Source organism: Nodularia sp. UHCC 0506, assembly GCF_034931045.1.
GTDB lineage: Bacteria > Cyanobacteriota > Cyanobacteriia > Cyanobacteriales > Nostocaceae > Nodularia.
Genome location: NZ_JAYGHH010000008.1, coordinates 73,014 through 86,559, shown reverse-complemented (window position 1 = coordinate 86,559; position 13,546 = coordinate 73,014). Strand labels below are relative to the sequence as shown.

Annotated in this window: 4 protein-coding genes; all 4 read right to left on the bottom strand. The window is 39.4% G+C overall.

Annotated elements, in window-relative coordinates; genetic code table 11:
• Positions 1-4,607 (bottom strand): non-ribosomal peptide synthetase (locus VB654_RS07955; RefSeq protein ID WP_323213147.1); only part of this gene is annotated, 4,607 nt, incomplete at its 3' end.
• 29 nt (positions 4,608-4,636) lie between these two features.
• Positions 4,637-9,115: a type I polyketide synthase gene (locus tag VB654_RS07950; protein ID WP_323213145.1), complete on the bottom strand. Its 4,479-nt coding sequence runs from the start codon at positions 9,113-9,115 to the stop codon at positions 4,637-4,639.
• A gap of 33 nt (positions 9,116-9,148) precedes the next feature.
• Positions 9,149-12,382 (bottom strand): amino acid adenylation domain-containing protein, encoded by a 3,234-nt coding sequence (locus VB654_RS07945; protein WP_323213144.1) that lies wholly within the window; start codon positions 12,380-12,382, stop codon positions 9,149-9,151.
• On the bottom strand, positions 12,379-13,546 hold a 1,168-nt coding region (locus tag VB654_RS07940), incomplete at its 5' end, for a condensation domain-containing protein (RefSeq protein ID WP_323213143.1). The genes VB654_RS07945 and VB654_RS07940, both read right to left, overlap by 4 nt.

The following is a 13,546-nucleotide window of genomic DNA, read 5'->3' as shown; positions in this document are numbered from 1 at the left end:
GGCAGGGGGCAAAGGGAAGGAGGCAGGGGGCAGGGGGCAGGGGGAAGGAGGCAGGGGGCAGGGGGCAGGGGGATGTGATTGGTGTCGGGTTCTACTAACTGTGTTAGGAAATTACAGTAGGTGTGGAACATTTCATCTAACATTCCTGGGGGGAAAAGTTCATCGATGGTGTCCCAATTAAATACTAATGCGCCGGCTACTTCTCCTACTTGATGGTCAAAATACACTTGAGAGGTTTGGCTGAGGCTGTATACTAAGTCACCATGCCAATTGCCTTGATTTTCAGGTTGTGGATGTTCTTGAGTCAGGGTACTAGTAAACACAACAGGCATCAGTGCCTCTGTCACTCGTTGTTGCTGACGCGCCAGTTGTCTGAGTACCTCTACACCACTAAAATAGCGATGGTCTAAATCATCCCACAGTTGGGTTTGGATGCGGTGAGCTAGTTCGAGGAAATTGTGACACCCAGCGCTGACAATTTCTAGCAGCAGAGAAGCTGTGAAGTCTCCGACAATTTGATTAACTTCGGGATGTAGGGGAAGGCGGTTAAATAAGGTCAGATTTAGGGTGAAATTGGGTTGTTTGCTCCAGCGTGAAAGAATTTTAGCAAAAGCAGCTAAAAGTATGCTTGATGGTGTAATTCCCGCTTCGCTGGCTTGCTGTTTAAGTTTTTGCCATTGGCTTGGGGATAAAGTCCCACTGCGACGCGTGAAATGTGGTTCTGTAATTTTACTGAGTGGTTTAGTTAAAGGTAATTCCGGTGCAGGTGCTAAGGTGGCGAGGCGATTTTGCCAGTATGCTTGAGAACGCTGATAAATTGCTGATTCTCGTAATGTCTTTTCTGTGAGGACGTAATCTCGGAAAGTTAAACTGATGGGTGGTAACTCGATATCTGGATTTTCTAGAATTTGGACTAATTCTCTACCTAATAAGCGGAAACTCCAAGCGTCACCAATTAAAACATCAAAACTGATGCAGAAACGGATTTTGTTTTCATCTAATAAAATTGCTTGAATTTCAAATAAGGGGTAACTGTCTGTGGGGCGAATTTGATGGGAAAGGTTTTGGCGGATATCCTTAAGTGCAGAATCTACCCCCCGCAAATCTGTCACCGCAATTTTGAAATCCGGGACTTGTGATAAAATCTGTTGCTGTCCATCAGCTTGAACAATCACCCGCAGCATATCATGACGCTTAATTAATCGCTGCATTGCCATTTCTACCTGTGCAACCCTTAACCCCACTGTTTCAATTTCTTGATAACCGTGTGTAGCAATGTTACCCAACTCAAAAGCGGCGTTACGTCCGATGAGGTAGGCTTGCTGAATATCTGTCAGGGGAAAAGGTTGATAGCGTTCTTGGGGTTGGGGTTGAATTTTGGGTAATCCCAACTGAATTTCATGGCGCTGTAACTGGTCAATCTGTGCAGCTAAACTGGCAATGGTGGGAAACTGAAATAAATACTTGAGGGGTAATTCTACCTGTAAGGATTCGTTAATTCTCGCTACTAACTGCATCCCCAGTAGGGAATGTCCACCCAAGGTAAAAAAGTTATCATTAACACCGACTTGCTCAACTTGAAGTATTTCTTGCCAAATTGCTGCTAATTTTTGCTCTGTAGGAGTGCGAGGTGCTACATAAACAATCCCTAATTCTAAAGATACTTGATCAACTGTGGGTAACGCCTTGCGGTCAATCTTACCATTGGGATTACGTGGCAGGGCATCCAAAGTCATGAAATGGGCAGGAATCATGTAATTTGGCAATTTATCTGCTAAATATTCCCGTAAATCTAGAATATTGATACTTTTAGGGGCAATATAAGCAACTAAATTTTTATCACCTGATGCTTTTTCACTAGCAATAACTACAGATTCTTGAATTTCTGGATACTGACTGAGTAAAGCGTCAATCTCGCCTAATTCAATGCGATAACCCCGGATTTTTACTTGATTATCCAATCTACCCAAGTATTCAATATTGCCATCAGGAAGATAACGAACGCGATCGCCTGTTTTATAAAGTTGATTATTCCCCATTCCCCAATTAATAAACCTCTCGTCCGTCAATTCTGGACGTTGCCAATATCCCCGTGCGACTCCTGCACCTGCAATGTATAATTCTCCAGGGACACCAATGGGTAATGGTTGTAAATGTTTGTCTAAAATATAAACTTGAGTATTGGCGATCGCACGACCAATAGGAGGAGTAGAACTATTTGGGGTAATATTTTTAAGTTCTATGTAAGTAGAATAAGTAGTATCTTCCGAAGGTCCATAAAGGTTAAAGATTTGCTCAACGTGCGGGAGTTGTTGAAGTTGCTGTACCAATTTCCATGTCAGAGGTTCACCCGCTAAATTAACTGTGTTCACAGAATTAGGAATAGCATTAAAGTTGAGAAGTTGAGTTACTGCACTGGGTACAGTATTAATTAACGTCACCTGATTTTTAGCCGCTAAATTCGGTAATTCCAGAGCATTTTCCGCCAAAATTACCTTACCCCCCCAACACAGAGGGACAAAAATTTCAAATACTGATAAATCGAAACAGATAGAAGTAGCAGCTAGTACCCCAGAAATCGCATCATCACTAAAAACCTCACGCGCCCAGTACAATAAACAAACTGGACTGCGATGCTCAATCATCACCCCTTTAGGCTTACCCGTAGAACCCGAAGTATAAATCAAATAAGCCAAATTACCCGGACTAACATCCGTCACAGGATTAGTAATAGGATATTCCCCAAAACTCTCCCAATCAGCATCCAAACAAACAACCCTCCCTTCTTCCTTTGCGCCTTTGCGCCTTTGCGTGAGCTTTTCTAACAAAATCTCAACTTCTGCATCATCCAAAATATACTGTAATCTCTCATCAGGATAAGCCGGATCTAAAGGTACATAAAAACCCCCAGCTTTGAGAATAGCTAACATCCCAATCACCATTTCCGGGGAACGTTCCAGACAAATTCCCACAGGAATTTCTGGCTTAACTCCCAAAGTTTGTAAATAATGAGCCAGTTGATTAGCCTTAATATTAATTTCTCGATAAGTAAAAGATTCCTCACCAAAAATCAAAGCAATTTCATCAGGTGTTCTTTTAACCTGCGCTGCAAATAATTCATGAATACATTCATGGGTTGGATATTCCCGTGATGTCGCATTCCAATTAATTAATAATTCTTCATCTTGAGCCGTCAATAAAGATAAATCAGAGATTTTTGCATCAATATTTTTAACTATACTTTCTAAAATAATCTGCCAATGCTCCGTCATTTGAGCAATAGTAGCAGCATCAAATAAATCTGTACTATATTCAAATTGTCCTTTAATTCCCTGGGGAGTGTCTTGTAAATTCAGACGTAATTCATATTTTGCTGTATCTTCCTGAAGCTGTAACCTTTCTAAAGTTAATCCTGCTAGTTGAGGTGGTTGTACTGTTGCTAGTTGTAAATCAAATTTCACCTGAAATAAAGGCATCATTTGATTGAGATGGCGTTCAGGGTTGAGGATTTCTACTAACTTTTCAAAAGGTAAATGTTGATGAGTAAAAGCAGACAGCGTTACTTCACGCACTCGCTTGATTAATTCCGCTATTGTGGGATTTTTGCCTAAATTTGTACGCAATACTACAGTGTTGACTAATAAACCAATGAGATTTTCTGTTTCCTGGCGATCGCGGTTAACAATATCTGTACCAATTAATAAATCTTCCTCTCCAGTGTAGCGATATAGCAATGCTTGAAAACTCGCTAATAGCAGCATGAATAGGGTGATATTTTCTTTGGCTGCTAAGGTTTTTAGTGCTTTGGAAAGAGACTGAGAGAGAGAAACTCTATATTGTGAACCTGAATATGTAGATATATCTTTAGCAATAGTTGGTAATTGTAAAATAGGTAATTCACCATCTAACTGCTTTAACCAATAATTAATTTGTTCTTCTAGAAATTCTCCTTGTAATTGTTGTCTTTGCCATAATGTCCAATCAGCATATTGAATTGGTAAATCTGACAAGGGTGAAGCTTCTCCCTGCACGTAAGCTGAATATAATAGGGAAAGTTCTTTAATAAAAATACCGACAGACCAACGATCAGAAATAATATGATGGGTTGTGATTAATAAAATATGTTCGTTTTCAGCTAAACGGAAAAGACTAGTTTTAAATAAGGGCTGGGTTAAATCAAAAGGTGTTTGTGCGGCTGTTAATGCTATTTTTTCGATGTTTTCGGTTGTATCTATAATTTGTAATGAGATGGGTTGCCAAGGTTCGATAATTTGAATTGGTTGGTTTTCGTAATTGGTGGTGAAATATGTTCTTAAAGTTTCGTGTCTTTTTCGGAGTTCGTTGATGGCTGTTTCTAAGGCTAATGTTTGTAATTTTCCCCGCATTTTTAAGATGCAAGGAACGTTATAGACGTAGCTATTTTTGTCTAGTTGTTGGATGAACCAGAGGCGTTGTTGGGCGAAGGAGAGGGGAATGTTTTCTGTTTGGTTTCGTGGGGGAATTGTGGAGGATTGAGGGAGGGTTAATCCTTTTTGTTTAAGGCGGCGTTCAAATAAGGCTTTTTGTTCTGGGGTGAGGTTTGAGAGGATTTGTGAGTAGTTAGACATTTTTTTTAACGCAGAGGTTCGCGGAGTTTTTAAGAGGGGGTGTTGAGTTGTTGAAGGACTTGTTCTGGGGTGAGGGTTTGGATTTCTGTGAGTAGGGCTGTCATTTGTTCTAGGTTTTGGTTTTGGGTGGCGATAAATGCTGCTATTCCGGCGATGGTGGGTGTTTCGTATAATAGGTTTCTCATTGATAGTTCGATGTTGAAGCGATCGCGCAATCTGGAAATGGCTTGAATGGCTAGTAAGGAATGTCCGCCTAAGTCGAAGAAGTTATCGTTAATTCCAATGGGGGAAATTCCTAATAATTCTTGCCAAATTTGCGCGATCGCTGTTTCTATTTCGTTACGGGGTGCAATATATTCGTTTGTGAGTTGGGGACGAGTGTGGCTGTTATCGGTTTTTGTTTTGCTTGGGGTTTTTGTTACCCACTGTTCTAAACGTTTGTGTAAGTCGGCTTTAGTCACTACAACTGATTCCGGTAAACCCAATTTGATAATATGTTGGGTAGCTTTCCATACTTCTGCCGGTGTGAGTGCTAATGTTGCTAAATTGGCGGCAAAACCATGATTAATTTCTGTTTCTAAGTCACTCCGACAAGCATCCCAATTAATACTAATCCAGGGGTAATTACTGGTTTGATTTTGTTGTACAGCAAACATATCAATTACAGCATTCGCCCCAGCGTAAGCGGCTAAACCTAAACCACCTAACACGCTGGAAAGGGAAGATTGCAATACACAAAAATCTAGCGGTTTATCGCGCAAAACTTCAGCTAAAACCGATAATCCCTGCACTTTGGTATGATAGTTATATTCCCAATGTTTTGCAGTTAATTGGGGTAAAAATGCCATTGAATGTTCATTACTCATGGGTGTGGAGTAGAATACACCATTTAGTTGTCCAAATTTTTCCTCAGCTAGAGTAATGGCATTTTCTAATTCTGGCTGTTTGGTAATATCTACATTAAGATTAAAGTAATCAATCCCAGCATGATCTAAAGTTTGTATCAAAGTTTCAGGAATAACATCACTTAGTACAACTAACCGGGCTGACATTTTTATTAAGAACTCAGCAAAAATTTTTCCTAAACCTGTTGTCAAATCTCCTAAGATTACATAAGTTCCTCCTTCCCGTAAAGATATTTTTGATGTTGAATTATCTATTAACAAGGGTTTAAAAATATGATTCCAGCGATAATTACCCCGATAAGCAACTTGCTGTGTCAAGATCCCCGACTTCTTTAAGAAGTCGGGGATCTGATTCTGATGACTAATATTTAAACAATCTGTAATTAATTGTTGGGCGACTTGTTTTTTATTTGTCTTAACTGTGCTTGGTAATGAAATATCAACACAGCGACAAGTTAATTGTGGTATTTCTTGAGAAATAACCTTACCCATACCCCAAAATGTTGCTTTCATAGGGTGGATATTTTCATTTCCTAACACCAATTGCCCATCATTTGTGACTAGCATTAATGTTATTGCTTGCTCAATTGATTGCGAGTGAATTGCTTGTGCTAGATATAATAAACTGATGGGTTGCTGTTGTGAATTAGTTAAATCCCATAAATATAGAATCTGGTGAGGAATTAATTCTCGCAATTCTAAATCTAACCATAACTCGGAAAAATCCTCTGGGCGTTGGGGATTAATTGTAAAAGTACGATATGCGGGTTGGTCGTATTCTTCACCCCGATTCACAATAATTACATCTTGTCCAGCAGCTTGCAGAGTATTAATTATTTCTGTGCTGATACTGTGATTATCCGCCAACACCAGCCAAGATAGTCGTTTTTCAGCTATATCTACCTGAGTCTGGGGTAAACTACGCTCCCAAGAAGGCATATAAAACTGGGGAGTGGGGAGTGGAGACTGGATGAATTTTTGCTCATCTGCTTTCAGATCAATCCAGTAACGCTGACGTTGAAAAGGATAGGTAGGTAGTGGTAAACGTTGACGCTGTTCGTGAGTATAAAACTTTGCCCAATTAATTGATATACCTGCTAACCAGAGTTCACCCAAGGTTTGCAATAAAAATTCTACATCCGATTGCGTATCTTGAGGATGGGGCAGGGAAGATAAAATTTTGTGGGTGTTAGTTTGTTGTTTGGCTAAGGTAGAAAGTGTCCTTCCTGCTCCTACTTCCAGTAAAATCAGATCAGGTTCTGTTAATAGTTCTTTGATTCCTGTTGCAAACTGAACAGGTTGACGTAATTGATTTCCCCAGTAGTGAGGATTAGTTGCTTGCTCTGGTGTAATCCAAGTACCAGTAACATTAGAAATAAAGGGAATTTGTGGGCTTTGCAGTGTAATTCTCTGGAAAGCTGCAATAAATGGATGAATAATTTCTGCCATTAAGGGTGAATGGAAAGCGTGAGATGTCTGCAATTTGCGACAGGATATTTCCTGTTGATTTAAATTGTGTTCTAACTGAATAATTTCCGCTTCAGTACCAGATACTACATATAAATCTGGTGCGTTGTATGCTGCTATAACTAAATTATCGGTTAATAGAGGTTGTAATTGATCTGCTGACATTCCTACTGAAAGCATTCCCCCAGTAGGACATTGCTGCATTAAACGACCACGCAATGTTACTAATTCTAAGGCATCGGAGAGAGAAAAGACACCTGCTAAGGTTGCGGCTACATATTCGCCAATACTATGACCAATCATCGCTTGTGGTTGAATACCCCAAGATATCCACAGTTGAGCTAAAGCGTATTCAATGACAAACAATGCTGGTTGTGCTATTGATGTCTGCTTGAGTTGTTCAGAGTCTTGTGAATAAATTTGCGAATACAAATCATGCTTTAATAATTCAGAGCAATGATCTATTTGTTCTCGAAATACAGTTTCTGTATCATATAGTTCCCTAGCCATATTAATGTATTGACTACCTTGACCGGGAAACATGAAAGCAATACTTGGCGGTTGTTCTGAGGTAGCACGAATATCTTTTGTCTCTCTGACTAAAACTTGCGCTGCTGCTTCTGTGGTTTGACACAATACCATCCGGCGATATGCAAAATGTTGTCGTCCTATGTGGAGGGTATAAGCAATATCTGCCAAGTTTAATTCTGGATGCTTTTGTAAATGTGTAGCCAGATTAATTTTTGCTTGCTCAAGTGCTTTTTCACTTTTAGCTGAAAGTACCAACAGTTGATAATCTCTCCCCTGCTCCCCTGCTCCCCTGCTCCCCTGCTCAAAAACAGGTGCTTCTTCTAGAATTACATGGGCGTTTGTACCACCAATACCAAAGGAACTTACACCAGCGCACCGGGGGGTTTTGTCGGTTTCCCAATCAACTAAATTGGTGTTGACATAAAAGGGGGTTTGAGAAAAATCTATTTGGGAATTTGGTTGTTTAAAATGTAAACTTGGGGGAATTTGTTTGTGTTTAAGTGCTAATACAGTTTTAATTAAACTAGCAATTCCCGCAGCTGCATCTAAATGTCCAATATTGGTTTTTACTGAGGATATGGCACAAAAGTCGGTTGTCTTTGTTCCTTCACGAAAGGCTTGAGTTAAAGCTGCAATTTCAATGGGATCACCTAATGCTGTTCCTGTTCCGTGGGTTTCAATATAACTAATATCTGTTGGTTCAACTTCAGCTACTGCTTGGGCGGTACGAATGACTGCTGCTTGGGTATCAATTCTCGGTGCTGTGTAGCTAACTTTAAAACCACCATCATTATTAATTGCTGAACCTTTAATTACAGCATGAATATAGTCGCCATCGTCAATAGCTTCTTGTAACCGTTTCAAAACAACGATACCCAAACCACTACCAGCAATTGTTCCTTGAGCATCAGTATCAAAGGCTCGACAATGGCCATCGGGTGAATAAATTCCTCCTTCTTGGTATAAGTAACCTGTGGTTTTTGCTAAGGATACACCCCCGGCCAATGCTATATCGCATTCACCACTTAATAAGTTTTGACAGGCTACATGAACTGCTACTAAGGATGTGGAACAAGCTGTTTGAATATCTAAACTTGGCCCGCGTAAATTTAATTTATAAGATACTCTGGTGGTGAGAAAATCTTTATCGTTGCCGAGAAATAGCTGATAACGACTAACTTGATTTTGAATTTCTGGGTTTGATACTAAGTTGAATAAATAGCTATTCATTCCTGCACCGGCATAGATTCCGATGGCTCCAGGGTAGGTTTCAGAATTGTATCCAGCGTCTTCTAGGGCTGACCAAGCACATTCTAAAAATAATCGCTGCTGTGGGTCGATTATTTCGGCTTCTCTGGGGTTGAATCCAAAGAAGTCTGCATCAAAATATTCGATATTATCTATTATGCCTTGTTTTTTTACATAATTGGGATGTTTTAATAGTTCAGGATCTACGCCGTTTTTGAGGATGTGTTCGTCGGTTAAGTCGCTGATTGATTCTACTCCGTTGCAGAGGTTTTGCCAATATTTTTCTAGGTTGTTAGCACCGGGGAATTTCCCGTTCATGCCGATTATTGCTATTTCTAATCCTGTGGGGTTTTTCATATATTTTTTTTAAACGCAAAGGTACGCGGAGGTTTAGGTTTTTAATCTGGTTTGTCTTTGTTGAAGGAGTCTTTGTTTACCGTTTTGTAATTGAGTGATTCTTGATGTTGTTTCTGGGTTGGGTGAGGGGGTTTTTTGAGTTAAATATTTTGCTAGGGCGTTAATTGTGGGGTGGCGGAATAGGTCTACTAGGGGAATGTTTTGATTGAGTTGGAGGTGTAGTTGTCCTTGCATTCTCACTATTAGTAAGGAGTGTCCTCCTAAGTCGAAGAAGTTATCATGAATACTGAGATTTTCTATGGTTAGTAATTCTTTCCAAATATTGGCGATTGTTTGCTCAATTTCGGTCTGCGGTAGCACTAAGGTGTTACTCACGGCTAAACGCAGGTTATTTGCTGTTGGTAATGCTTTGCGGTTAATTTTTCCGTTGGGTGTTAAAGGTAATTTTTCTAATTCTATAAATGCGGACGGGATCATATATGTGGGTAGTTTTTCTCCTAAGTAGGAGCGTATTTCTGTGAGGATGATCTCGGTTTTGGGGACTATGTAGGCTACTAAGTGAGGTTCTTTTTCTCTGACTGTGACTACTGCTTGGGTTACTGCGGGATGTTCTGTTAATACTGCTTCTATTTCTCCTAGTTCAATGCGAAATCCTCTAATTTTGATTTGATGATCTAGTCTATCTAAGTATTCTAGTTTACCATCTGGGAGATATCGGACGCGATCGCCTGTTTTATATAGAGTGCTGACTGCGATGCACTGAGCTTGTCGAAGTGTTGACTGTTGATTGATAAATCTTTCTGCTGTCAATTCTGGGCGTTTCCAATATCCTCTGGCTACACCGTATCCACCAATATATAATTCTCCTGGTACTCCTATGGGGAGGGGTTGTAAATGCTCGTCGAGGACGTAAAATTGGGTGTTGGCGATGGGATGACCGATGGTGACTGGTTGATCTATACTTAGTTTTTGGGCGGCTGACCAAATGGTTGCTTCTGTCGGTCCATAAAGATTCCAGACTTCTTGGGTGCAGGATAATAGTTGTTGCGATAGGGTGTTATCTAATGCTTCTCCACCACAGAGAACTTTTAAGTCTGCTTTTCCACGCCAACCACTGGTTATTAGTAATCTCCAGGTGGCGGGTGTGGCTTGCATGACGGTAATTTGATTTTGTTCTATGCAGGTTGCAAGTTGAGTGGGGTCAAGGGTTTGGGGCGCTAATACGATTTGTGCGCCGGCAATTAAGGGGAGAAATAATTCTAAGGCGGCGATGTCAAAGGCGATGGTGGTTATTGCTAATAGTTTATCTATGGGGGTAATTGATAATCGTTGTTTCAGGTCTGTTAAAATGTTGACGAGCGATCGCCCTTCAATCATCACCCCTTTTGGTTTCCCTGTTGAACCTGATGTATAAATTAAATAAGTTAGTTGTTCTGGTGTTACTTTAACTTGTGGGTCAAAGATTGGCTGTTGATTAATATTTTCCTCTACTTGATCGAGGTTAATTGTTGTTAATTTATCAGTAATAATACTATTTAAAAATGTTTGTGTAAGTAATAATATTAACTCTGCATCTGCCATCATGAAACGCAGACGTTCTGGGGGGAAGTTGGGGTCTAGCGGGATGTAGGCTGCACCGGCTTTGAGGATACCGAGTAAGGCTATAATCAATAATGGCGATGAACGCTCTAAATAAACTCCAATTCTGGCTTCTGGTTTGACTCCCAGTTGTAATAAAAAATGGGCGATTTGGTTGGATTTAGCGTTTAATTCGGCGTAAGTTAGTTGTTCATCTCCAAATACAACTGCTGTCGCATCTGGTGTTTGTGCTGCTTGCTGACTAATGATTTCATGAACGCACATTTGGGGAATTTCCTGGTTTGTGGCGTTCCAATCAATGAGTATTTGCTGTTGTTGGGTGGGACTGAGAAATGGTATTGCGGCTAAAGTAACATCTCCCTGTATCATTGCTAACAGCAGTGTTTCTAATTGTTCTAAAATTTGGGTGATAGTGGTATGGTGATAGCGATCGCGATCATATAAAAGTCTTAAAGAAAGCTGAGAATCTACTGCTGCATACAGCGTCAGAGGATAATTAGTCTGTTCTATAGCTTGAATATTGCGAATCTCCAGAGAATCCAAAGATTGTTTCAAGGTGGGTTCAATAGGATAATTTTCAAACACCACCAAAGTTTCAAACAGTGGTAAAGAACGTGAAACTTCACTCCAGCGATGAATATCCACTAAAGAACAACATTCATATTCTCGGATTTCTACTTGCTGCTGTTGTAGCTTTTGCAGCCATTTATATAACGACTCTTCAGGAGATACTAATACCCGGAATGGCAAAGTATTAATAAATAACCCCACCATCGAATCAGCATTCATCAGTGACCCCGGACGACCAGCGCACACAGTCGCAAATAAAACATCTTTTTCCCCACTATAGCGACTTAATAATAAAGCCCAAGCACCTTGGACAAAGGTATTAATGGTTAATTGTAGTTGTTTCGCTAAAGTGTCTAGTTTGCTAGTTAATTCGACTGAAAGCTGAATATTTTGCTCACTATAATGGCTATGTAAATTATCTGGACGAACATCCCTATTTTGCTCAATATTTAATCTGGTTGGAGACAGAAAACCTTGTAACTGATGTTTCCAAAATATCTCAGATTCAGTAAATTCTTGTTGCTGTAACCAGGCGATATAATCTCTATAACGACGTGGGTTTGCTAAAATGGGTGTTTGTTGTTGGTTATATGCTTGATAAATAACAATAAATTCTTTTAAAAGAATCTGCACAGACCAACCATCTAAAAGTAAATGGTGATAACTCCAGAGAAATTGATAAACTGTATTTGTTAACTTGATCAGCGTTATTTGCATCAATGGTGCTTGAGACAAATTAAAGCCCTGTTCTCGCTGTTTTTGCAGTAATAATTTTAAAGATTCCTGTTGTTCATCAGCAGTAAAATTACACCAGTCAAGATGAGAAACAGAAAATTCTACCTGCTTACCAACTACTTGTAACGGCTTGTCTAACTTGTCCCAAACATAAGCTGTCCGTAAAACAGAATGACGATTAATTAAATATTGCCAAGTAGCATCAACAGCAGAAATATTTAAACTTCCATGTAACTCATAACTTACCTGTACCACATAAGCACCAGAATCAGGCGCATACAGACTATGAAATAACATACCCTGTTGCAAAGGTGAGAGGGGATAAATATCTTCTATATTTTGACGATTTAAGTTAGTATTCATGACCTACCCTCCCCTTGAAAACTAATCATCCCCATCACCAAATCTAAAGTATCCTGATTTAAATTAGCTAACTCAAAATCAGAAGGTGTGTAACCTCCCATATTAGGTAAACGACAGTGATTAATAATTTCTTTTAATCCTTGCTGAAAATTGTTTGCTAATTGTGCAATAGTTTCTTGTTGATACTGTTGCCGACTATATACCCAATCAAACTGTAATTTACCCTCGCGGATAAACCCAATAATTTCTATAGCATAGCGTCGAGTTTGTTGTTTATCTTGGGTTGTAATTTCTGGTAAGGGTAGCCATTGAAATTTTCCATTATCTAAACCTAAATCTAATTGTCCTAAATAGTTAAAACTAATCTCAGCTTGGGGTAAATTCTGCAACTTCTCTGAAATTTCCCCGTTGTGAATATAGCGCAAGATTCCATAATTAAATCCTTGGTTTGGGACTGTGCGTAATTGTTCTTTAATACCCTTAAGCATTTCACCCCAGTCATCACTAGACTTTTGTAATAAACAAGGATAAATTGCCGTAAACCATCCCACAGTTCGAGAAATATCTATATCTTCACCCGGAAAATTACGTCCATAACCTTCTAAATCAACCAACACCAAAGGATTATCTATCCAGTCTGAGATAGTAGCCGTTACAGCCGTTAATAAAACATCATTAACTTGCGTATTGTAGACCGGAGGAACTTCTGTCAGTAACCCTTGTGTATCTTCCACAGAAAGTTTTATAGTCACAGTCTCAACATCAGCCACCTGATTACTACCATCAGAATAATCTATGGGTAATAGTTTAATTTCTGTATAATTCCTTGATAACCAATATGTTAATTCCTCCTTGAAATATTCCGTCTGAGCATAATCATGTAATTTTTCAGACCAAGTTAAAAAAGAAATCGTTTTAGCAGGTAAAACAATCCTCTTTCCGGCTAAAATCTGTTGATATACAGTTTGAAAATCCGCCAACAAAATCCGCCAAGAAACCCCATCAATAACCAAATGATGAGCAACAATTAATAACTGAGAAACCTCACCCAAATCAAAATGAACTACCCTCAATAAAGGAGCATTACCAATATTTAAACTAGCCTGTATTTCACCAGCAACATCTTGAATAACTCTATTCTGCTCACTCTCATTAAAACCTGAT